This is a genomic window from uncultured Brevundimonas sp. (assembly GCF_963975535.1).
GTDB lineage: Bacteria > Pseudomonadota > Alphaproteobacteria > Caulobacterales > Caulobacteraceae > Brevundimonas.
Map to the genome: position 1 here is coordinate 293,400 of NZ_CAXBHE010000004.1, position 20,346 is coordinate 313,745.

Genomic DNA, 20,346 nt, shown 5'->3' on the forward strand with positions numbered 1-20,346 from the left:
GTTAAGAAGCGGTTTTCATTTCGCGCCCTTTCACCGAACCGGAGCGGAACACCGCTCTGCTCTTGCCCGCGGCGGGGGGCTCGCCTAGTCGTGGGGGGTGACCCAGCCCCCCAACGCCCCGCCGTTTGACCTGACCGAATATCGCAAGGCCCTGGGCGGTTTCGCCACCGGTGTCTGCGTCGTCACGACCCAGTCGGATGACGGCGGGATCGGTATCACCGTCAACTCCTTCACCTCGGTGTCGCTGGATCCGCCGCTGGTGCTGTGGTGCCTCGACGACAGCTCGGACCGGCACGACGTCTTCGCCGCCGCCGAGCGATTCGCCGTCCATGTCCTGCCGGTCGAGGATCGCGAGATGTCGGACCGCTTCGCCTGGGGCACCTGCCGGCTGAGTCCGGACGAATTCGACATCAGCAATCCCGAGCCGCCGCGCCTGCGCAACGCCCTGGTGCGGCTGGACTGCTCCGCCCACGACCGGATCCGCATGGGGGATCATCTGGTCATCGTCGGCGCGGTGCGGGCCGTCGAGAGCCGGGACGGCGACGCCCTGACCTATTTCCGCGGCCGCTATGGAGTCGCGTCGGAGCCCCTCGCATGAAGATCGCCTTCGCCGGACTGGGAGTCATGGGGGCCCCGATGGCCCGTCACCTGCTGGCCGCCGGCCATGCGGTCACCGGCTTCAATCGCTCGCCGGCCAAGGCCGAGGCGTGGGCCGCCGCGACCGGCGGCACATGGGCACCGACCGTCGCCGCGGCAGCGGACGGGGCCGAACTGTTCATCCTGTGCGTCGGCAACGACGACGACGTGCGTGACGTGGTCACCGACGCCCTGCCATATCTGGCCATCGGGGCGGTGATCGTCGACCACACCACCACCTCGGCCAGGGTGGCGCGGGAGATGGCGACACTGGTCGGAGAGGTGGGCCGCTTCTTCATCGACGCCCCGGTGTCGGGCGGCCAGGCCGGGGCCGAGAACGGCCAGCTCAGCGTGATGGCCGGCGGCGACGCCGAGGCCCTGGCCCGGGTCGAGCCGGCGCTGAGGACCTATGCCAGGGCGATCAGGCATATGGGGCCGTCCGGGGCGGGTCAGCTGACCAAGATGGTCAACCAGATCGCCATCGCCGGCGTCGTCCAGGGTCTGGCCGAGGCGGTGCATTTCGCCAGGTGCGCCGGACTGGATACCGACGCGGTCTATGACGCCATTTCCAAGGGCGCGGCCCAGAGCTGGCAGATGGACAACCGCTGGAAGACGGCGGCGCTCGGCGAATTCGAGTTCGGTTTCGCCGTCGACTGGATGCGCAAGGATCTCGGCCTGGTGCTGGACGAGGCGCGGTCCAATGGCGCGACGCTGGAGCTGACGGCCCTGGTCGACGGCTACTATGCCGAGGTCCAGGCCATGGGGGGCAGCCGCTGGGACACCTCCAGCCTGAAGGCCCGCCTGAAACCCTGAATTCGGAATGCCGCATCCCGGGTGGCGGGCCGGGCTCACAGGTCGAGGAAGATGACCTCGCCGGTCTGCATCTGCTTGACGGCCGCGACGACCTTCAGCCGTCCCTCGGCGATGGCCCCGGCCATCGCGACGTCCGCTGTCTTGAGTTTCTCGGCCACGCGGCGGGCATTCTCCTCAACGGCCCTGACCGCGACATCGGCGGCACCGGAACGCCGGGCATCCAGAACCGCCGGAATGATCGGCACGATCATCTCCTCCAGGGAGGGGTCCAGGGGCGAGGTGCCGTCCACAATCGCTTCAGCCGCGGCCACGGCACCACAGCCGGTGTGGCCCATGACGACCACCAGCGGGCAGGCCAGGTGTTTGACCGCATAGACGATCGACGACAGACCACGCCGATCGACGGTATTGCCCGCAACCCGGATCGAAAACAGGCGACCAAAGCCCTGGTTGAACAGAATCGTCGGCGGCGTCCGGCTGTCCGCACAGGCCACGACGGTGGCGATGGGATGCTGACCGCCCTGCAGCGGATTCAGATCCTCGACCCGAACGTGGCCCAGGTTGCCCTCGCCGCGCAGGAAGGCCTGGTTGCCTTCGCGGAGCAGGGCCAGCGCCTGATCCGGTGTCGGGGGCGAGGGTGCGTCTGCCGCGGCTGCGGGCGACGCCGGTGCGGGGGCCGCGGCGATCGCCCGTTTCGAAGCCTTGCCGCCCCATCCGAACAGTTTCATCGAAAGCCCCCCGTTTATCGAACGGCGTCTGTCCAACAGGGTTCGCCGACAGTCAAGCGGGACTTGAAGCGGGCGTGCGACGAATCCGGCTCCGGCTCACGCCGCCGGAGAGGGGGCACGCCGGGCCGAGACTATGGTGATGCGCGGCTCCAGCATCTGGCCGCGCATGAAGCCGTCGCCCTCGGTCGGCGAGGTCGGGGCGACCAGGATGCCGCGCACGACGTCCATGCCCTCGACCACCCGGCCGAAGACTGCGAAGCCATGCTCATCGATCGAATACGGGTGGCCCGCGTCATAGGAGGGAGAGGGTCCGACAGAGACGAAGAAGTCGCCGGTGGCCGTGCCGGCGTCATAGCGGGCCATCGACACCGCCCCGTCGACATGGCTGAGGCCGGTCACCGTGGTCGGCTCATGGGCGATGGGCGGCAGGGTCCGTGCCGGGTCATTGTTGGTGCCGCCCTGGACCAGCCCCAGGTCCGGGGCCGAACGCACGGCGCGATAGAAGGTCGTACCGTCGAACCGGTGTTCATCGACGTATTTGAGGAAGTTGGTGCCGGTGATCGGGGCCTGACGGTCGTTGACCTCGATGACGATCCGGCCCGCCGAGGTTTCCATCACCACCCGGGGCAGGGGTGGCGGTGGCGTAGCAGTGTCCTGGGCTACGGCGAGCGTGGGCCACAGCAGGAGCAGGGCGAGGACGGCAAGGGTGCGTCTGATCATGGGGGTGAGTCTATGGCTGAGGGTCAGGGCCGACAAGGGATGCCGCCAACGGCTAGAGCCGCAGGGCAGGGCGAAGGCCCAGATGGCGGACGAAGGGGTCGAAGTCGCGATCGCTGTAGAGCAGGGCATGGCCAGACTGGATGCAGCGGGTGGCGATCAGGCAGTCGGTCGTCTTGCGCACCGTCACCCCAAGCCCGCGCAGGGTGCGGAAATTGCGCGCCGCCTGGACGCGCACATTAAAGCCGCCGATGTCGAGCGGCTCGAGCGATTGCATCAGGTCGAGCGCCTGACTGAAATGCCGGTCGCTGCGGAAGCCCTGGAGGACCTCGGTCACGATCAGATCGCCGGTGGCGACGGGCTCAATTCCCAGAATGGCGTCGAGATGGTCGGTCTCGGGCGTCACGACGCCGTTGAAATAGTCGATCCAGACGCTGGAATCGACGAGCGTCATGCCGCGTCGGTGCGCAGGGCCTCAAGGTCGCCTTCCCACGGCAGCTTGCCGCGAAAGTCGCGGATCTCGGCCTGGCGCTTCAGCCGGATGAGGGTGCGAAGGCCCATCTCGACCGCTTCGCGCTTGGTCTTCAGCCCGGTCGCCGCCTGGGCCTCGGCCATGAGTTGGTCGTCGATGACGATATTGGTGCGCATGAGTGTGTATTCCAAACGACGATCATACACATATCACGCGGCGGGCGACGGCTCAAGATTGGCTAGGCCCCCAGCAACCTCGCCGCCTGCGGGGCGAAATAGCTGAGCACCCCGGCGCAGCCGGCGCGTTTGAAGGCGTGCAGGGTCTCGAGGATGGCGCGGTCCTCGTCCAGCCAGCCGTTGGCGATGGCGGCCTGCATCATCGCGTACTCGCCGGACACCTGGTAGGCGAAGGTCGGGACCTGGAAGGTGTCGCTGACGCGGCGGACGATATCGAGATAGGGCATGCCGGGCTTGACCATGACGGCGTCGGCGCCTTCGGCGATGTCCATGGCCACCTCGCGCAGGGCCTCGTCGCTGTTGGCGTAGTCCATCTGATAGGTCTTCTTGTCGCCGGTCAGCGCCCTGGCCGAGCCGACGGCGTCGCGATACGGGCCGTAGAAGGCCGAGGCGTATTTGGCGGCATAGGCCAGGATCAGGGTGTCGTGGAAACCGTTGGCCTCCAGCGCCTCGCGCACCGCCTGGACGCGGCCGTCCATCATGTCGGACGGGGCGACGATATCGGCCCCGGCATGGGCCTGGAGGAAGGCCTGTTCGGCCAGACGTTCCAGGGTGTCGTCATTGAGGATGCGGCCGTCGGCGACAAGGCCGTCATGGCCGTGGTCGGTGTAGCAGTCCAGGGCCACATCACACATGACGCCGATCTCGGGCGCGGCGTCCTTGATGGCCTTGATACAGTCGGGGATCAGACCGTCGGGATCGGTGGCCCCGGTGCCGACGGCGTCCTTGATCGCGGCGTCGACATGGGGAAACAGGGCCACAACCGGAATGCCCAGATCGCGCGCCTCGACCGCGGCGGCGGCGGCGGCTTTCGGCGACAGGCGGAAGACGCCGGGCATGGAGGCGACCGGCACCCGGTCCTCGGTCCCGTCATGCACGATCAGCGGCCAGATCAGATCGGCCGGGGTCAGGACGGTCTCGGCCACCAGCCGCCGCACCCACGGAGACGCGCGCAGACGGCGCGGCCGGGCCAGCGGGAAGGGGGCAGGGGGAAAGGGCAGGGTCATGCCTGCCCCATAGCGCCCTTCCGGGTGTCAGAGAAGATGCCGAGGGTGTGGGGAGTCTCGAAGAAAACGGCTTCTGACTTTGAAACCTGTGCCGGTTCCCAACCGATCAGCCCACTTCCAATGAACTCACCCAAACATGTAATCGGCATGATGATGGGTGTCGTCGACAAACCTAAACACGACATCATCGTTCGCGGGAAGCCAGGACGGTTCCGTCTGGGCCCAGTCAGGCGTCGGGAAGATCGCATCCCCATAAGTATTAGAGACCTCGATTGCATCGAATACGGCGCTACCCCCTTCAACGTTATAACTATCCAACAGGAAATCGTCGTACAGAACTGCGGAAGCGCCCTCGGTTTCCATATCTCCATCGCCTTCGCTGTTGTCTTTTCCGAACAGACGAAAGAAATCCCAGATAGAGGTAGCCAGGTCTCCGATGAACCCGCCGGCGCTAGCGCCCAGGTCGGAAATGAAATTGTAGGCGGAACCGACCATATCCCCAAAGCCATTCCACGCCGCAGTAGCTGCGTTGATGACATGTGAACCGAGTTCGCCGAATGCACCGACAAAGCTCCCCACACCATCCCACATAGGACCGAATCCATTAGCTACGAGCCAATCAGATATGGCGGCATAGTGATTTACGGGCGTGTCCAGCCACTGGATCATGGATGAAATCTGGTTCCCCAAGCCACCCGCACTGAACATGTCCCGCACGAAATCGACACAATTTCTTCCTAGCAAGCCATAAGAATTGTTAGGATCTGATATCAGACTGGCAGCCCAACCATGCATTGCTACGGCCTGCCCATAGGTAATAGAGTAGTGTGTACTATGAATATCCGTTCGACCTAGATTAGTCTCCACCCGAACACCCCATTCGCCGCCATTAATATTGTTTCCGAATGTATAAGAATACCCATTAGGCCCAGATATAGTTACATTGACATGTCCCGTGAATGACCCGTTGAAGGTATTTACAGTGACCACGTATTCGTCCGGCATCACGCACCCCTTTCAAAATTGATTCGAAGAACGGCTTCAGAGTCGTCAAACTGGATGGACTTGGCGGAGACCTGCTTCCCGTCACACTGAAGAATGCGCCAGTTGGCACTGGCACTCATACCGAAGCGGGCCGTTGCGTCCCGGTACGTCACCTGGTTTGGCGGTGTTAAGTAATCGCATGGACGTTGCAGTGCAGCAGTCACAATCTGTCTGAACTCTGGATTGGAAAACAGGTCAACGTCATAGCGAAAACTGGCACAGGCTCGGGAATTCAGACAATCAGGTGCTGGGCTACCACCCATAAGGTGACATCCGCGTTCCTTGCGAACGAGATAGGTGTCCAGCGTCGCCCGGTTGCAGATCCCGGTCGTCGACAGCGTATAGGCGGCGTCACCCATGTGGTCGTAGTAGCCCCTCCCTGTCATCGACCGGACCAGGGCTTCTTCAGCCGCGGCCCGAAACGCCATCGTGTAGAGGGCAGGGTGGTGGCCATACCAGTTCAGGCGTTCCGGGAAAGGCTTGGCGCACCCCGTCATGGCGGCGAGGCAACCGATACTCAGGGCCAAAAAACACCGTCGGGATCGCGATCTTGGCATGAGGCCCTATCCCGTCTGACGCGAAGCCCGCTTCGCCTGTTCGTCCGGCATCACGCCCCCCTTGCAAATCTGACCCGTACAACAGCGTCAGCGTCGTTGAATTCAATAGACGTCGAGAAGACCTGCTTGCCGTCGCATTGAAGAATCCGCCAGTTCGAGATCGCGGCCATGCCGAAATTGGCGGTCGCGTCCCAATGCTTCACCTGAGCCGGCGGGGTCAGATAGTCGCACGGACGTTGCAGGGCCGCCGTCACGACGTCCCTGAGGGCCGGATCGGAAAACAGGTCGACGTCGTAACGAAAGCTGGCGCAGGCATCGACATTCAGACAATCGGGCAGTGGGGGCCCACCCAGCAGGAAGCAGCCGCGCTCCTTCTTCACCAGATATGTATCCAGCGTCTCCCGGTTACAGGTGCCGGTGGTCGACAATGTATAGGCCGCGTCGCCCATATATTCGTAATAGCCGAGCCCGCTCATTGAACGCACCAGAGCCTCTTGGGCCGCCGCACCGAGAGCCAACGAATAGAGGGCAGGGTGGTGGCCATACCAGTTCAGGCGTTCCGGGAACGGCCTGGCGCACCCCGTCATGGCGACGAGGCAACCGATACTCACGGTTAAAAGACACCGTCGGGATCGCGACCTAAGCATCACACCAAATCCCGCCTAGCGCGAAGCATGCCTCGCCTCATGCGGGAAATCCTTACGCGCGAATATTTTAGAGTCAATATCATTTGCGGCACCGCGAGCCTCCGCCCCCTCCCGTCCGGCGCGGTAAGCGGGTAAAGCGGCCCAAACGACAAGGATTCCCCCATGGACTTCGCCCTTACCGACGACCAGCGCGCCATCCAGGACGCCGCCCGGCAGTTCGCCGAGGCCGAGCTGGCTCCGCATTCGGCCGACTGGGACGAGCGCAAGCATTTCCCGGTCGATGTGATGAAGCTGGCGGCCGAGATGGGCTTCTGCGGCATCTATACCGGCGAGGAGCACGGCGGCATGGCCCTGGGCCGCGTCGAGGCGGCCGTGATCTTCGAGGAGCTGTCGCGCGGCGACGTGTCGACCGCGGCCTTCATCTCGATCCACAATATGGCGACCTGGATGATCGACCGGATCGGGTCGGACGAGTTGCGCGCCCGCTATGTGCCGCAACTGGTGACGATGGATCTTATGGCTTCCTATTGCCTGACCGAGCCGGGCTCGGGCTCGGACGCGGCGGCGCTGCGGACCACGGCCAAACGGGATGGCGACCACTATGTGCTGAACGGTTCCAAGGCTTTCATCTCCGGGGCCGGGACCAGCGACGTCTATGTGGTGATGGCCCGCACCGGGGTGGACGGGCCCAAGGGTATCTCGACCTTCGTGGTCGACAAGGACGCGCCCGGCCTCAGCTTCGGGGCCCAGGAGAAGAAGATGGGCTGGAACAGCCAGCCCACCGCGATCGTCCAGTTCGACGACTGCCGCATCCCGGCGGCCAATCTGCTGGGCAAGGAGGGTGACGGCTTCCGCTATGCGATGATGGGGCTGGACGGCGGCCGGCTGAACATTGCCGCCTGTTCGATCGGCGGGGCCCGGCTGGCGCTGGAGACGGCCCAGGATTACGTCACCACGCGAAAACAGTTCGGCAAGCCGTTGGCCGAGTTCCAGAATACCCAGTTCAAACTGGCCGATATGGCGACCCAGCTGGAGGCGGCGCGGCTGCTGGTGCTGCGCGGGGCCTGGGCGCTGGACACCAAACATCCCGAGGCCACCAAATGGTGCGCCATGGCCAAACGCTTCGCCACCGACGCCTGTTTCCAGATCGCTGACGAGGCCCTGCAACTGCACGGCGGCTATGGCTATCTAAAGGACTATCCTCTGGAGCGGATCGTGCGCGACCTGCGGGTGCACCGCATCCTCGAAGGCACCAATGAGATCATGCGGGTGATCACCGCGCGGGAGATGCTGCGGCAGTAGCGTTCCGGCTAGTTTTGCGCTAAACTGACCACAATAATGGTCAGGGATAGATTTATGCGCACAGTTGGCGTGCTTGACGCAAAAACAAACCTGTCGGCCTTGCTTGAGGAGATCGAGCAGGGCGGGGGGCCTGTCATCATCACCCGGCACGGCCGCCCTATAGCCCGCCTTACAGCTGCGGCGGGTGAACGTGTCCGGAAGCACAGTGGCGCGGAACTTCTCCAGATGTCGCGGGCGCTGCGCGAACAGCAAGAGGCCGGCGAGCTGCTTAGCTGGGCGGAACTGAAAGTGATCGCCCGCAATGAAGATCGTTATTGATGCGTCGGCCGTCGCAGGATGGCTGATAGAGTCGCAGGCGACCCCGTCGGCGGACCAATTTCTTGGCGAGATCGACCTCCGCGAATTGCATGCGCCGTATATCTTTGCCTGGGAAATGAGGAACCTGCTTGTGCGCCGGAGTCGGCGCGGACTGGATCTGAAGGGTTCTTTGGCTGCCTTGGCTCTGTATGGAATCGAGATCGCGCCAGCTTTGGGCGAGGATGAACTCTCGCAGCTGGTGTTGGCCGCGGACGCGCATTTTCTCAGTCTTTTCGATACGGCCTACCTCGCCCTGGCGCTCGAGCTCGATGCCGGCCTGGCCAGTCGCGACGCACAATTGATCAACGCTGCTCGCATTGAAGGCATCGAAGTTTTCGATCTTCGAGGATAAACGACCTAGTATGACCGAAGAACCCGAAGTCCTGACCCGTGTCGAATCCGGCGTCGGCCGTATCACCCTGAACCGGCCCAGGGCGCTGCATGCGCTGAACCATCCGATGTGCGACCTGATGATCGCTGCCCTGCGGGACTGGCAGGACGACGAATCGGTGCTGTCGGTGCTGATCGACCATGCCGGCGAGCGCGGCTTCTGCGCCGGGGGCGATATCCGCATGATCGCCGAGAGCGGGGCCGGGGACGCGGTGGCGGCCAGGGCTTTCTTCCATGCCGAATACCGGCTGAACGCCCTGCTGTTCGACTACCCCAAACCGGTCACGGCGATCGTCGACGGCATCGTCATGGGCGGCGGTGTCGGCATTTCCGAACCGGCCGTGGTCCGCATCGCCACCGAACGCACCACCTATGCCATGCCCGAGACCGGCATCGGCCTGTTCCCCGACGTCGGCGGCGGCTGGTTCCTGCCGCGCCTGCCGGGCTACGCCGGAACCTGGCTGGCCCTGACCGGGGCGCGCCTGAAGGCGGCGGACACGGTGCCCCTGGGCATCCATACCCATTTTCTGCCGTCGGACGAGGTCGACGCCTTTCGCACCATCCTGGCCGCCGATCCGGGCTTTCCGGTCGACATCGCCGATGAACTGGCCGTCGATGCGGGCGATCCGCCGCTGGCCGCCCATATCGAGGCGATCGACCGCCTGTTTGCCCACGACACGATCGAGGCCATCTTTGCGGCGCTGGAAGCCGAGGGTTCCGACTGGGCCCGGACCCAGCTGGCCGTTCTGAAAACCAAATCGCCGCAGTCGTTGAAGGTCACCCTGCGCCAGCTGCGTACCGGGGCGAACCTGACGACATTCGCCGACAATATGGCGATGGAATACCGGCTGGGCGGCCGGGTCGTGCGCACCCACGACTTCCAGGAGGGGGTTCGGGCTGTCATCGTCGACAAGGACAACGCCCCGCACTGGTCTCCGGCCGATCTGGCGGGGGTCACGGACGATGTGCTCGACGCCCTGTTCGCGCCCCTGCCGGCGGGCGAGGAATGGACGCCGCTGTAAGGCCTCTTGCGTCCGTCACACAATCGGGGCGTAGCTGCGCCTGTCGCTATTCGGGAAATCGCCATGTTCAAGACCCTGCTTCTCGCCGCCGCGGCCTCGGTCGCCCTGTCCGGCTGTCTGATCATCGCCACCGACGGCGGTGAGCGCACCGTGGTCAACCCCCCGGCCGCCAGCGCCGTCCCGGCCCCGACCACGGTCTGGTACCGGACCGCGATCGCCGATCCGCGCCGCCCCGCCGATGAAGTGGCGCGCGACGCCCTGCGACGGCCGGCGGAGATGCTGGCCTTCATCGATCTGGCGCGCGGCGACCGCATCGCCGACATCCGCCCCGGGGCCGGCTATTTCACCCGGCTGTTCTCCAGCGTCGTCGGGCCGAGCGGTCACGTCTATGCCTTCGTGCCCAACCGCACCGCCGTGCGCGAGAACGGGGCGGCCGACGCCCTGGTGGCCGGCTACGGCAATGTCAGCCGCGTCAACGGCGACCTCGACACCCTGGCCTTCGACCAGCCGCTGGACGTGGTGTTCATGAGCCAGGAATATCACGACTTCCACATCCCCGGCTTCGGCGTCGACGTGGCCCGGATGAACCGGGCCGTCTATGCGGCGCTCAAGCCCGGCGGCCAGTTCGTGGTCATCGACCACCAGGGCGCGCCCGGCACCGGCAACAGCCAGGTCTCGACCCTGCACCGGATCGAGGGCGATTTCCTGCGGCGTGAAATCGAGGCCGCCGGCTTCGTCTTCGAGGGCGAGAGCCGGGCGGTCGCCAATCCGGCCGACGACCACAGCCTGAACGTCTTCGACGAGGCGATCCGCGGCCGCACCGACCAGTTCGTCTATCGCTTCCGCAAACCGGACTGACTCCGAACGCCGTTCGCGTTAATCTGTCACCGCGTCATGCGGGCGTGATGGAGGTTTGCGATGCGCCGTTCCCTGTTCCTCGCCGCCGCGGCGGCCCTGACCCTGAGCGCGGCGGTCGTTGCGCCGGTCGCCGCCCAGTCCCCAGCCGACGCCGTCTATGCCGCGGCGCTGGCCGATCCCGTCCGGACCGACGCCGACCGGGCCCGGGACGCCGCGCGCCACACGGCTGAAACCCTGGCCTTCGCCAAGGTCGCCCCCGGCCAGTCGATCGGCGACATGATTATCGGCGGCGGCTATTTCACCCGGACCTTCTCGGCCGCGGTCGGTCCGGAGGGCCACGTCACCGGCTGGCAGCCGGCCGAGTTCGTGGCCTTCGCCGCCGTCTATGGCCAGGCCCTGGTCGACATCGCGGAACTGCCCAATGTCACGGCCATCGACTCGCCCCTGGCCACCCCCGCCTGGCCCGAGGGGCTGGACCTGATCTTCACCGCCCAGAACTACCACGACCTGCACCTGAACGCGGTGCCGGCCGGCTCCGCGGCCAGGGTCAATGCGGCTGCCTTCGCAGCCCTGAAGCCGGGCGGCCTCTACGTCGTCATCGACCATGTGGCCGCCGCCGGGTCGGACCTCGGCGTGGCCGACCGGCTGCACCGCATCGACCCGGCCACAGTCCGGGCCGAGGTCGAGGCGGCCGGGTTCGTGCTGGACGGCGAGGATGACGCCCTGATCAATCCCGACGATCCGCTGACCGCCAATGTGTTCCAGCCCGGGATCCGGGGACGCACCAGCCAGTTCATGCTGCGCTTCCGCAAGCCGGGCTGAACGAAACCGTCGGCTCCGCTGGCGAAGCGGGTCAGGAGGCGCTAACCCTGCCGCGAAATCGCACAGGGAGACCCTCGCCATGACCCGCAAGATCGCCTTCATCGGACTCGGCAACATGGGCGGCGGCATGGCCGCCAACCAGGCGAAGGCGGGACACACCGTCCAGGCCTTTGATCTCTCGCCGGCCGCGCTGGAACGGGCCGTGGCCGCGGGCTGTGTCGCCGTCGACTCGGTCGCTGCGGCCGTGGCCGGGGCCGACATCGTCATCACCATGCTGCCGGCCGGACCGCATGTGCTGTCGGTCTATTCGGAACAGATCATCGGTACGGCCCCGAAGACGGCCCTGCTGCTGGACTGTTCGACCATCGACGTCGATACGGCGCGCAAGGTCGCCGGTCTGGCCAAGGCCGCCGGCTATGCCTTCGCCGACGCCCCGGTGTCGGGCGGGACGGTCGCCGCCGACGCCGGGACCCTGGCCTTCATGGTCGGCTGTGACGAGGCTGATTTCGCCCGGGTCGAGCCGGCGCTGGAACCGATGAGCCGGGTGACGATGCGCGCCGGCGACCACGGGGCGGGGCAGGCGGCCAAGATCTGCAACAACATGATCCTGGGCATCACCATGATCGGCACCTGCGAGGCCGTGGCCCTGGCCGAGAAACTGGGTCTGGACCCGGTCAAATTCTTCGACATCGCCTCGAAATCCTCGGGCCAGTCGTGGAGCGTCAGCAGCTATTATCCGTGGCCCGGTCCGGTGCCGACCGCGCCGTCCAACCGCAACTATGACGGCGGCTTCGCAACCGCCATGATGCTGAAGGACCTGAAGCTGGCCCAGGACGCGGCGGCCCGGTCCGGGGCGTCGACGCCGTTGGGGGCCCAGTCCGAGGCCCTGTTCCAGCTGTTCGACGGTCTGGGCTACGGCGGCCGGGACTTTTCGGCCATCCTGCAGATGCTGCGTGGTCAGCTGGATGATCTGCCGAAATGATCCAGATCAAGGCGGTTTGATCGCCGCGCGCGCAACAAACCCGTCTGCGGAATCGCTGCGGATCCAGAGTTGAGAACCGTTATCAATTAACGGTTTGCGGCGATTTGTCCTTGCGTTTGCGTGGACAGACGAAGCCAATCGGCGCAATACGCGCCCGTCTTTCAGGACGGTCGCGCACCGCCCGGAGCTGAGAAGAGCTGTTACTTTGTACGACTACAGGGCTGCATTCGAAACCGCCGTGGAACAGGTCAAGAGCGAGGGACGCTACCGCGTCTTCGCCGACCTGAAGCGCGTGCGGGGCCAGTTCCCGCGGGCGACGCGCCGGCGTGAGGACGGCTCCGAGCAGGACGTCGTCATCTGGTGCTCCAACGACTATCTGGGCATGGGCCAGCATCCGGCGGTGCTGGAGGCGATGCAGGCCGAGATCAATGCGGTCGGGGCCGGGGCCGGGGGCACCCGCAACATCTCGGGCACCACCCGCTCGGCCGTCGACCTGGAGGCCGAGCTGGCCGCCTGGCACCAGAAGGACGCGGCCCTGCTGTTCACCTCGGGCTATGTGGCCAATGAGGCGACCCTGACGACCCTGCAGCGCATCCTGCCGGGCCTGATCATCTTCTCCGACTCACTGAACCACGCCTCGATGATCGCCGGCATTCGCAATGGCGGCTGCGAGCGGCACATCTATGCCCATAACGACCTCGTCCACCTCGAACGCCTGCTGCGCGACGCCCCCGCCGATGCGCCCAAGCTGATTGCGTTCGAGAGTGTCTATTCGATGGACGGCGACATCGCCGACCTGGCCGGGACCATCGCCCTGGCCCGGAAGTACGGGGCCATGACCTATCTGGACGAGGTCCATGCGGTCGGCCTGTACGGCCCGACCGGGGCCGGCGTGGCCGAACGCGACGGCCTGCTGGACGGAATCGACATCGTCGAATGCACCCTGGGCAAGGCCATCGGCGTGATGGGCGGCTATATCGCCGCGGACGCCATGATCATCGACGCCGTGCGCAGCTGGGCCGCCGGTTTCATCTTCACCACCAGCCTGCCGCCGGCCCTGACCGCCGGAGCCCTGGCCTCGGTGCGCCACCTGAAGGCCAGCCCCGAGCTGCGGGTCGCCCACCAGGAACGCGCCGCCACGCTGAAGTCGCGCTTCGCCGCCGCCGGCATCCCTGTGCTGCCGTCAGAGAGCCATATCGTGCCGGTGCATGTCGGCGATCCGGTACACTGCAAGCTGATCTCGGACATGCTGCTGGAAGAGCACGGCGTCTATGTCCAGCCGATCAACTATCCGACCGTGCCCAAGGGGACCGAGCGGCTGCGCTTCACCCCGTCGCCCAATCACACCGATGCGATGATGGATGATCTGGTCCGGGCGATGGACCAGCTGTGGACCCACTGCAATGTGGCGCGCCTCCCTGCCGTCGCCTGATGCGTGACCCCGGGGTTGGCGGGATCATCCTCGAGAAGGTCCGCAACGGCCTGTATCTGAAGGTCTCGGCCATCCATGTGGCGACCGGACGCGAGGTCTGCGCCGTCGGTCCGGCGGCCGAACCCAAGGCCGTCGAACGCCTCGCCATCGCCAAGCTCAAGCGGGCCCTGGAGACCGGCTGACCACCAGATGTTGTGGCCGGACGCGCCACGGCCTAGATATGTCGCTTCCTGATCCAGCCGTGAGCCCTGCCGTGACCGTACCCTTCGTCCATGACGCCTATTTCTCGCGCGGCCTGGCCGAGGCCGACCCCGAAATCGCCCGCGGTATCGCCGGGGAACTGGGTCGTCAGCAGGAGCAGATCGAGCTGATCGCCTCGGAAAACATCGTCTCGAAGGCGGTGCTCGAGGCGCAGGGTTCGGTCCTGACCAACAAATATGCCGAGGGCTATCCGGGCCGCCGCTACTACGGCGGCTGCGAATATGTCGATGTGACCGAGGACCTGGCGCGGTCGCGGGCCAAGGAACTGTTCGGGGCCGGCTTCGCCAACGTCCAGCCGCACTCCGGGGCCCAGGCCAACCAGGCGGTGTTCATGGCCCTGCTGCAGCCCGGCGATACCTTCCTGGGCATGGACCTGGCCTGCGGCGGCCACCTGACCCACGGCAGCCCCGCCAACCAGTCCGGTAAATGGTTCCGGCCGGTCACCTACAAGGTCAATGAAGACGACCATCTGATTGATTACGATCACGTCCAGGCCATGGCCGAGGCCGAGAAGCCCAAGCTGATCGTGGCCGGGGCCTCGGCCTACAGCCGCCACATCGATTTCAAACGCTTCCGCGAGATCGCCGACAGCGTCGGGGCCTGGCTGATGGTCGACATGGCCCACTATGCCGGGCTGATCGCCGGCGGGGCCTACCCCGACCCCGTCGCCCATGCCCACGTCACCACCACCACCACCCACAAGACCCTGCGTGGCCCGCGCGGCGGCATGGTGCTGACCAATGACGGCGACATCGCCAAGAAGATCAATTCGGCCGTCTTCCCGGGCCTGCAGGGCGGACCTCTGGAACATGTGATCGCCGCCAAGGCCGTGGCCTTCGGCGAGGCGCTGAAGCCCGAGTTCAAACTCTATGCGCAGCAGGTCGTCGACAATGCCCGGGCCCTGGCCGCGGTGCTGGAGTCGCGCGGCCTGGCCATCGTGTCCGGCGGCACCGACAGCCATCTGATGCTGGTCGACCTGCGGCCCAAGGGCGTGACCGGCAAGGCCACCGAGGCGGCGCTGGAGCAGGCCCTGATGACCTGCAACAAGAACGGCGTGCCGTTCGACACCGCCCCCTTCACCGTGACCTCGGGCGTGCGCCTGGGGACGCCGGCCGGGACCACGCGCGGCTTCGGCGTCGCCGAGTTCCAGCAGGTCGGCCACTGGATCGCCGATGTGATCGACTCGATGCAGGGCACGGACGAGGCGGACGCCACGGTCCAGGCCCGCGTCGCCGACGAGGTCCGCGCCCTGACCCGTCGCTTCCCGATCTATGGATAGACCGCGATGAAATGCCCCTTCTGCGGCCATCAGGACACCCAGGTGAAGGACAGCCGCCCGTCGGACGACGGCGCGGCCATCCGGCGGCGTCGGTCCTGCCCCAGCTGCAACGGGCGTTTCACCACCTTCGAGCGGGTCCAGCTGCGCGAACTGATGATCCTGAAGCGCAACGGCCGTCGCACGCCGTTCGACCGCGACAAGCTGGAGCGGTCGCTGGGTATCGCCCTGCGCAAGCGGCCGGTGCAGCCGGAACAGATCGAACAGCTGGTCAGCCGCATCGTGCGCCAGCTGGAGAGCCTGGGCGAGACCGAGATCCCGTCCAGCACCGTCGGCGACTTCATCATGAAGGCGCTGAAGGGCGTCGATGAGGTGGCCTATGTCCGCTACGCCTCGGTCTACAAGGACTTCCGCCACACCGGCGATTTCGCCAAATTCCTCGGCGACGAAGGGCTGGACGAGCCCGGTCGCAGCTGATGCGGCCGCGCGTTACCCTGAAATTGGCGACGTCACTGGACGGTCGCATCGCCACGGCGTCGGGCGAGTCCAGATGGATCACCGGCGAGGCCGCGCGAACCGCCGGACACCGGCTGCGGGCCTCGCACGACGCGGTGCTGGTCGGGATCGAAACCGTGCTGGCCGATGATCCCGAACTGACCGTGCGCCTGCCGGGACGTCCGGTCGACCAGCCGCTGCGCGTGGTGCTGGACAGCCGGTTGCGCACCCCGGCCACGGCCCGGATCGCCGGGGCCAATACCCTGATCCTGACCGCCGCCGCGCCGTCCCCGATCGGGGCGGCCGAAATCGAACAGGTCGAGGCCGCCGACGGTCGCCCGAGCCCGGCCGCCGTGCTGGCGACCCTGAAGCGGCGCGGGGTCCGGACCCTGATGATCGAGGGCGGGGGCCGGGTGGCGGCATCCTTCATCGCCGCCGGACTGGTCGATACGCTGGAGTGGTTCCGGGCCCCGATCCTGCTCGGCGGGGACGGTCGCGCCTGTGTCGCCGGCCTGGCCCTGGCCCGGCTTTCCGACGCCCCACGCTTCCGGCGCCTTGCGGTCGAGCCCTGCGGTGACGACCTGTGGGAACGTTACGAGAGGCTCTGAATGTTCACCGGCATCGTCACCGACATCGGCAGGGTACGCGCGGTCAGCCAGACGGCGCGCGACCGGCGCTATGAGATCGAGACCGCCTGGGACACGGCGACGCTGGATCTGGGGGCCTCGGTCAGCCACGCCGGCTGCTGCCTGACCGTGGTCGAGACCGGCCCCGGCTGGTTCGCGGTCGAGGTCTCGGGCGAAACCCTGTCGAAGACGACCCTGGGCGACTGGGTGGCCGGAACGCGGGTCAATCTGGAACGGGCCGCCAAACTGGGCGACGAGCTGGGCGGGCATATCGTCTCGGGCCATGTCGACGGCCTGGGCACGGTGACGGCGGTGACGCCCGAGGGCGGATCGCACCGGCTGACGGTTGAGGCTCCGGCTCCGCTGCATCGCTATATCGCCGCCAAGGGCTCGATCACCGTCGACGGCGTGTCGCTGACGGTCAACACGGTCGAGGACCGGGAATTCGGCCTGAACATCATCCCGCACACCTGGGAAGCGACGACCCTGGGAGCCTTGAAGGCCGGTGATCCGGTCAATCTCGAAATCGACATGCTGGCGCGATACCTCGCGCGATGGCAGGAGACGGCCTGATGCAATTGGCGGCCAATATGAACGACAGCCCGATCAGCCCCATCGAGGACATCCTCGAGGATGCCCGCAACGGCAAACCCTATATCCTGGTCGACGCCGAGGACCGGGAGAACGAGGGCGACGTCATCATCCCGGCCCAGTTCGCCACCCCGGACCAGATCAATTTCATGGCCCGTCATGCGCGCGGCCTGATCTGCCTGGCCATCACCGGCGAACGCGCCCGCCAGCTGCGGCTGCCGCCGATGGCCGCCGACAACCGCGAGAGCATGGGCACGGCCTTCACCGTCTCGATCGAGGCCAGGGACGGGGTGACAACCGGCATCTCGGCCGCCGACCGCGCCCGCACGGTGCAGGTCGCCGCCGATCCGGCCAAGGGGGCCGATGACATCGTCTCGCCCGGTCACGTCTTCCCGCTGGTCGCGCGCGACGGCGGGGTTCTGGTCCGCACCGGCCACACCGAGGCCGCCGTCGACATCTCGCGCATGGCCGGCCTGACCCCGGCCGGCGTGATCTGCGAGATCATGAACGAGGACGGCACCATGGCGCGGATGCCCGATCTGGTGGCCTTCGCCCAGCTGCACGGACTGAAGATCGGCACCATCGCCGACCTGATCGCCTATCGCCGCCGCACCGAGCGGCTGGTCGAGCGGGTCATGGACACGCCTTTCGAGAGCGTCCATGGCGGCCCCTTCCGCCTGATGCTGTATCGCAACGCCATCGAGGGGATCGAGCACGTCGCCCTGGTCCACGGCAAGATCGAGCCCGGCAAGCCCACGCTGGTGCGCATGCACCAGGTCGATTTCGCCGCCGACCTGCTCGGCCATGTCGAGGCGCGGCAGGACTATGTGCCGCTGGCCCTCAAGGCGATCAGCGGCCACGACGGGGCCGGGGTCACCGTCTTCCTGCGGGACCCTGAGCTCCACGGCCTCGCCGAGCGGCTGTCCGGGGTCGAGAAGCCCAGGGCCGTCGACCGCGCGCTCCGCAACTATGGCGTCGGCGCGCAGATCCTGCTGGACCTCGGCGTGCGCGACATGATCGTGATGAGCTCGACCCGACCGTCACCGACAGCGCTGGAAGGCTATGGCCTGCGGATCGTCGGCTGGCGTGACATGGACGGAGAAGACCAATCCTGAACGAACCTGACCGCGTGCTGATCGTCGAGGCGCGCTATTATGATGATCTGGCCGACGCCCTGCTCGAAGGGGCCAGGGACGCCATCGCCGCGCGAGGGGCCCGGTGCGATGTCGTCACCGTTCCCGGTGCCCTGGAGATCCCGACGGCCATCGCGATGGCCGAAGAGGCCGGTCGCTTCCCGACCGCCCCGCGCTATGACGGCTATGTCGCCCTCGGCTGCGTGATCCGCGGCGAGACCTATCATTTCGAGATCGTTTCCGACCAGTCGGCGGCGGGGCTGCGCCAGCTGGGCGTCAAGGGACTGCTGATCGGCAACGGCATCCTGACCGTCGAGGACGAGGCCCAGGCCTGGGCCCGGGCCCGGCTCAGCGAGGGCGACAAGGGCGGCGGCGCGGCCCGCGCCTGTCTGGATCTCATTGCGTTGAAGAAGCGGCTGCGGGTAGGACTGGGAACGTGACCGAACCCAACAGCATCCAGGCCGTTATCGCCCAGCTCGCCGAAGCGCAGAAGCAGCGCGCCGAGCCCCATCTGACCTCGCGCCAGCGTCGCGCCCGCACGGTCTCCCGGCTCGCCGCCGTCCAGGCCCTGTACCAGATGGAACTGGCCGGGGAGGGGGTGGATACGGTGATCACCGAATTCCTGTCCCATCGCTTCGACGCCGACATCGAGGGCGAGGTCCTGGCCGAGGCCGACGAGGACTATTTCCAGCAGATCGTGCGCGGGGTGATCGGCGGTCAGCGCGACATCGACGCGGCGATCAAGGCCCGGCTGGCGTCCAACTGGCGCATGGAACGGCTCGATTCGACCCTGCGGGCCCTGCTGCGGGCCGGGGCCTGGGAGTTGCGGGAACAACGCGACATACCGCGTGAAATCGTCATCGACGAGTACGTCGAGCTGGCCAAGGCCTTCTTCGATGACGCCGAGGCGAAATTCGTGAACGCGGCGCTCGACGGCGTGGCGCGTGATGCCCTCGGTTGATGTCGCCGGAGAGTTCGAGACCATCCGGCGGCTGCTCGCGCCGCTGGCCCATCCCGAATGGGGCCGGGGCCTGCTGGACGATGTCGCCGTCGTCCCGTCACGCACGGGGTATGATCTGGTCCTGACCAAGGACTCGATCGTCGAGGGCGTTCATTTCCTGCCGGAAGACCCGATGGACACGGTGGCGCGGAAGCTGCTGCGGGTGAACCTGTCTGATCTGGCGGCCAAGGGGGCCGAGCCGTTTGGCTATATGCTGGGCTGTTTCTGGTCCGACCGCTGCGGCTGGCCCGAGCGCGAGGCCTTCGCGGCCGGACTGAAGCGGGACCAGACCGAATTCGGCGTGGCCCTGCTCGGTGGCGACACCGTCACCACGCCGGGCCCGGCGAGCTTCTCCCTGACGATGCTGGGCTGGGTGCCGAAGGGCCGCGCCGTCGGCCGCGACGGAGCCCGCCCCGACGATGTCGTTCTGGTCACGGGGGTGATCGGCGACGGCTATCTGGGGCTGCAGGCCGCACAGGAAAGGCTTTCGCTGGAGCCCGAGCGGGTCATGGCCCTGGTCGATCACTATCGCACACCGATGCCGCGGCTGGCCTTTGCCGAGCAGATCCGCGACCTGGCGACCGCCGCCATCGACGTCTCCGACGGACTGATCGCCGACCTCGGTCATCTGGCCGCCGCCAGCGGGGTGGCCCTGGACATCGACCTCGCGGCCCTGCCGGTCTCGGGACCCGCCCAGGCCTGGCTGGACGGGCGGGTCGACCCCCAGGACGCCCGGGTCCGGCTGGCCACCGGCGGCGACGACTACGAGATTGCCTTCACGGCCCGCGCCGGCGACGAGGCCGAACTGCGTCGCGCCGCCGAGCGCCAGCACCTGCGCCTGACGACCATCGGCCGGGTGGTCGCGGGGACCGGGGTGACCGTGCGCAGCGCCGGCGACATCGTCGCGATTGGCCGGCCGGGCTGGACCCACGGCTGAGCGCA

27 protein-coding genes are annotated in these 20,346 nt (G+C 66.7%); 19 read left to right on the forward strand and 8 right to left on the reverse strand.

The annotated features are described in order from the left end of the window. Nucleotides 1-97: 97 nt before the first annotated feature. Both AACZ75_RS07735 and AACZ75_RS07740 read left to right on the forward strand, forming a co-directional pair. The gene (locus tag AACZ75_RS07735; RefSeq protein ID WP_339872234.1) at nucleotides 98-598 is read left to right on the forward strand and encodes a flavin reductase family protein; all 501 of its coding nucleotides are present in this window, start codon (nucleotides 98-100) and stop codon (nucleotides 596-598) included. Then, complete coding sequence (locus AACZ75_RS07740) at nucleotides 595-1,449, forward strand: NAD(P)-dependent oxidoreductase (protein ID WP_339872235.1); 855 nt, start codon at nucleotides 595-597, stop codon at nucleotides 1,447-1,449. The genes AACZ75_RS07735 and AACZ75_RS07740 overlap by 4 nt, the downstream gene beginning before the upstream one ends. A 35-nt stretch (nucleotides 1,450-1,484) precedes the next feature. Here AACZ75_RS07740 and AACZ75_RS07745 read toward each other — a convergent pair whose 3' ends face one another. From AACZ75_RS07745 to AACZ75_RS07780, 8 genes are all read right to left on the reverse strand, one after another. Next, nucleotides 1,485-2,177, reverse strand: coding sequence for a carbonic anhydrase (locus AACZ75_RS07745; protein WP_339872236.1), 693 nt, complete (start codon nucleotides 2,175-2,177; stop codon nucleotides 1,485-1,487). Between the two features lie 96 nt (nucleotides 2,178-2,273). After that, nucleotides 2,274-2,897, reverse strand: a complete 624-nt coding sequence (locus AACZ75_RS07750; protein WP_339872237.1) for a peptidylprolyl isomerase — start codon at nucleotides 2,895-2,897, stop codon at nucleotides 2,274-2,276. Between the two features lie 52 nt (nucleotides 2,898-2,949). Continuing rightward, on the reverse strand, nucleotides 2,950-3,348 hold the full coding sequence (locus tag AACZ75_RS07755; protein WP_339872238.1) for a PIN domain nuclease: 399 nt from the start codon (nucleotides 3,346-3,348) through the stop codon (nucleotides 2,950-2,952). Continuing rightward, on the reverse strand, nucleotides 3,345-3,557 hold the full coding sequence (locus tag AACZ75_RS07760) for a type II toxin-antitoxin system VapB family antitoxin (protein WP_339872239.1): 213 nt from the start codon (nucleotides 3,555-3,557) through the stop codon (nucleotides 3,345-3,347). Before AACZ75_RS07760 ends, AACZ75_RS07755 begins: the two co-directional genes overlap by 4 nt. A gap of 47 nt (nucleotides 3,558-3,604) precedes the next feature. Then, nucleotides 3,605-4,609, reverse strand: coding sequence for a porphobilinogen synthase (hemB, locus tag AACZ75_RS07765; RefSeq protein ID WP_339872240.1), 1,005 nt, complete (start codon nucleotides 4,607-4,609; stop codon nucleotides 3,605-3,607). Nucleotides 4,610-4,735: 126 nt separating this feature from the next. Continuing rightward, nucleotides 4,736-5,278, reverse strand: a complete 543-nt coding sequence (locus AACZ75_RS07770; RefSeq protein WP_339872241.1) for a hypothetical protein — start codon at nucleotides 5,276-5,278, stop codon at nucleotides 4,736-4,738. A gap of 335 nt (nucleotides 5,279-5,613) precedes the next feature. Beyond that, on the reverse strand, nucleotides 5,614-6,180 hold the full coding sequence (locus tag AACZ75_RS07775) for a hypothetical protein (RefSeq protein ID WP_339872243.1): 567 nt from the start codon (nucleotides 6,178-6,180) through the stop codon (nucleotides 5,614-5,616). Between the two features lie 80 nt (nucleotides 6,181-6,260). Further along, a complete protein-coding gene (locus AACZ75_RS07780; RefSeq protein ID WP_339872244.1) occupies nucleotides 6,261-6,695 on the reverse strand; it encodes a hypothetical protein in 435 nt (144 codons plus the stop codon). A 324-nt stretch (nucleotides 6,696-7,019) separates the two neighbouring features. On the opposite strand from AACZ75_RS07780, the gene AACZ75_RS07785 reads away from it, so the two are divergent. The 17 genes from AACZ75_RS07785 (at nucleotide 7,020) to thiL (ending at nucleotide 20,341) form a co-directional block, all read left to right on the forward strand. Further along, nucleotides 7,020-8,159 (forward strand): isobutyryl-CoA dehydrogenase, encoded by a 1,140-nt coding sequence (locus tag AACZ75_RS07785; RefSeq protein WP_339872245.1) that lies wholly within the window; start codon nucleotides 7,020-7,022, stop codon nucleotides 8,157-8,159. A gap of 54 nt (nucleotides 8,160-8,213) precedes the next feature. Beyond that, a complete protein-coding gene (locus tag AACZ75_RS07790; RefSeq protein WP_339872246.1) occupies nucleotides 8,214-8,477 on the forward strand; it encodes a type II toxin-antitoxin system Phd/YefM family antitoxin in 264 nt (87 codons plus the stop codon). Continuing rightward, complete coding sequence (locus tag AACZ75_RS07795; RefSeq protein WP_339872247.1) at nucleotides 8,461-8,868, forward strand: type II toxin-antitoxin system VapC family toxin; 408 nt, start codon at nucleotides 8,461-8,463, stop codon at nucleotides 8,866-8,868. Before AACZ75_RS07790 ends, AACZ75_RS07795 begins: the two co-directional genes overlap by 17 nt. Nucleotides 8,869-8,878: 10 nt before the next feature. Further along, a complete protein-coding gene (locus AACZ75_RS07800; RefSeq protein ID WP_339872248.1) occupies nucleotides 8,879-9,928 on the forward strand; it encodes an enoyl-CoA hydratase/isomerase family protein in 1,050 nt (349 codons plus the stop codon). Nucleotides 9,929-9,991: 63 nt separating this feature from the next. After that, nucleotides 9,992-10,786, forward strand: coding sequence for a hypothetical protein (locus tag AACZ75_RS07805; RefSeq protein WP_339872250.1), 795 nt, complete (start codon nucleotides 9,992-9,994; stop codon nucleotides 10,784-10,786). 60 nt (nucleotides 10,787-10,846) lie between these two features. Then, nucleotides 10,847-11,608 carry a methyltransferase gene (locus tag AACZ75_RS07810; protein ID WP_339872251.1) on the forward strand — a complete coding sequence of 254 codons (762 nt, stop codon included), beginning with the start codon at nucleotides 10,847-10,849 and terminating at the stop codon, nucleotides 11,606-11,608. After that, nucleotides 11,541-12,590, forward strand: a complete 1,050-nt coding sequence (gene mmsB, locus AACZ75_RS07815) for a 3-hydroxyisobutyrate dehydrogenase (protein ID WP_339872252.1) — start codon at nucleotides 11,541-11,543, stop codon at nucleotides 12,588-12,590. The genes AACZ75_RS07810 and mmsB overlap by 68 nt, the downstream gene beginning before the upstream one ends. A 205-nt stretch (nucleotides 12,591-12,795) precedes the next feature. After that, on the forward strand, nucleotides 12,796-14,022 hold the full coding sequence (hemA, locus tag AACZ75_RS07820) for a 5-aminolevulinate synthase (protein WP_339872253.1): 1,227 nt from the start codon (nucleotides 12,796-12,798) through the stop codon (nucleotides 14,020-14,022). After that, complete coding sequence (locus AACZ75_RS07825) at nucleotides 14,022-14,204, forward strand: hypothetical protein (protein WP_339872254.1); 183 nt, start codon at nucleotides 14,022-14,024, stop codon at nucleotides 14,202-14,204. The genes hemA and AACZ75_RS07825 overlap by 1 nt, the downstream gene beginning before the upstream one ends. Before the next feature lie 71 nt (nucleotides 14,205-14,275). After that, on the forward strand, nucleotides 14,276-15,562 hold the full coding sequence (gene glyA, locus AACZ75_RS07830; RefSeq protein ID WP_339872255.1) for a serine hydroxymethyltransferase: 1,287 nt from the start codon (nucleotides 14,276-14,278) through the stop codon (nucleotides 15,560-15,562). Nucleotides 15,563-15,568: 6 nt separating this feature from the next. Then, on the forward strand, nucleotides 15,569-16,036 hold the full coding sequence (nrdR, locus tag AACZ75_RS07835) for a transcriptional regulator NrdR (protein WP_339872256.1): 468 nt from the start codon (nucleotides 15,569-15,571) through the stop codon (nucleotides 16,034-16,036). Further along, nucleotides 16,036-16,662 (forward strand): RibD family protein, encoded by a 627-nt coding sequence (locus AACZ75_RS07840; RefSeq protein ID WP_339872257.1) that lies wholly within the window; start codon nucleotides 16,036-16,038, stop codon nucleotides 16,660-16,662. The genes nrdR and AACZ75_RS07840 overlap by 1 nt, the downstream gene beginning before the upstream one ends. Beyond that, a complete protein-coding gene (locus AACZ75_RS07845; protein ID WP_339872258.1) occupies nucleotides 16,663-17,253 on the forward strand; it encodes a riboflavin synthase in 591 nt (196 codons plus the stop codon). After that, nucleotides 17,253-18,386: a 3,4-dihydroxy-2-butanone-4-phosphate synthase gene (ribB, locus tag AACZ75_RS07850; protein WP_339872259.1), complete on the forward strand. Its 1,134-nt coding sequence runs from the start codon at nucleotides 17,253-17,255 to the stop codon at nucleotides 18,384-18,386. The genes AACZ75_RS07845 and ribB overlap by 1 nt, the downstream gene beginning before the upstream one ends. Beyond that, entirely contained in the window at nucleotides 18,383-18,844 is a 462-nt protein-coding gene (gene ribH, locus AACZ75_RS07855; protein ID WP_339872332.1) for a 6,7-dimethyl-8-ribityllumazine synthase, read from the forward strand. The genes ribB and ribH overlap by 4 nt, the downstream gene beginning before the upstream one ends. Further along, on the forward strand, nucleotides 18,841-19,365 hold the full coding sequence (nusB, locus tag AACZ75_RS07860; protein WP_339872260.1) for a transcription antitermination factor NusB: 525 nt from the start codon (nucleotides 18,841-18,843) through the stop codon (nucleotides 19,363-19,365). Before ribH ends, nusB begins: the two co-directional genes overlap by 4 nt. Continuing rightward, nucleotides 19,352-20,341: a thiamine-phosphate kinase gene (gene thiL / locus AACZ75_RS07865; RefSeq protein ID WP_339872261.1), complete on the forward strand. Its 990-nt coding sequence runs from the start codon at nucleotides 19,352-19,354 to the stop codon at nucleotides 20,339-20,341. Before nusB ends, thiL begins: the two co-directional genes overlap by 14 nt. The last annotated feature ends 5 nt before the right edge of the window (nucleotides 20,342-20,346 follow it).

Coding starts and splice junctions, on each gene's coding strand:
- AACZ75_RS07840 (WP_339872257.1), top strand. CDS start 16,036: ATGCGGCCGCGCGTTACCCTGAAATTGGCGACGTCACTGGACGGTCGC.
- AACZ75_RS07785 (WP_339872245.1), top strand. CDS start 7,020: ATGGACTTCGCCCTTACCGACGACCAGCGCGCCATCCAGGACGCCGCC.
- nrdR (WP_339872256.1), top strand. CDS start 15,569: ATGAAATGCCCCTTCTGCGGCCATCAGGACACCCAGGTGAAGGACAGC.
- hemB (WP_339872240.1), bottom strand. CDS start 4,609: ATGACCCTGCCCTTTCCCCCTGCCCCCTTCCCGCTGGCCCGGCCGCGC.
- AACZ75_RS07845 (WP_339872258.1), top strand. CDS start 16,663: ATGTTCACCGGCATCGTCACCGACATCGGCAGGGTACGCGCGGTCAGC.
- mmsB (WP_339872252.1), top strand. CDS start 11,541: ATGTGTTCCAGCCCGGGATCCGGGGACGCACCAGCCAGTTCATGCTGC.
- AACZ75_RS07750 (WP_339872237.1), bottom strand. CDS start 2,897: ATGATCAGACGCACCCTTGCCGTCCTCGCCCTGCTCCTGCTGTGGCCC.
- AACZ75_RS07745 (WP_339872236.1), bottom strand. CDS start 2,177: ATGAAACTGTTCGGATGGGGCGGCAAGGCTTCGAAACGGGCGATCGCC.
- AACZ75_RS07755 (WP_339872238.1), bottom strand. CDS start 3,348: ATGACGCTCGTCGATTCCAGCGTCTGGATCGACTATTTCAACGGCGTC.
- AACZ75_RS07825 (WP_339872254.1), top strand. CDS start 14,022: ATGCGTGACCCCGGGGTTGGCGGGATCATCCTCGAGAAGGTCCGCAAC.
- AACZ75_RS07805 (WP_339872250.1), top strand. CDS start 9,992: ATGTTCAAGACCCTGCTTCTCGCCGCCGCGGCCTCGGTCGCCCTGTCC.
- ribB (WP_339872259.1), top strand. CDS start 17,253: ATGCAATTGGCGGCCAATATGAACGACAGCCCGATCAGCCCCATCGAG.
- AACZ75_RS07810 (WP_339872251.1), top strand. CDS start 10,847: ATGCGCCGTTCCCTGTTCCTCGCCGCCGCGGCGGCCCTGACCCTGAGC.
- AACZ75_RS07740 (WP_339872235.1), top strand. CDS start 595: ATGAAGATCGCCTTCGCCGGACTGGGAGTCATGGGGGCCCCGATGGCC.
- AACZ75_RS07800 (WP_339872248.1), top strand. CDS start 8,879: ATGACCGAAGAACCCGAAGTCCTGACCCGTGTCGAATCCGGCGTCGGC.
- AACZ75_RS07770 (WP_339872241.1), bottom strand. CDS start 5,278: ATGATCCAGTGGCTGGACACGCCCGTAAATCACTATGCCGCCATATCT.
- thiL (WP_339872261.1), top strand. CDS start 19,352: ATGCCCTCGGTTGATGTCGCCGGAGAGTTCGAGACCATCCGGCGGCTG.
- AACZ75_RS07795 (WP_339872247.1), top strand. CDS start 8,461: ATGAAGATCGTTATTGATGCGTCGGCCGTCGCAGGATGGCTGATAGAG.
- AACZ75_RS07790 (WP_339872246.1), top strand. CDS start 8,214: ATGCGCACAGTTGGCGTGCTTGACGCAAAAACAAACCTGTCGGCCTTG.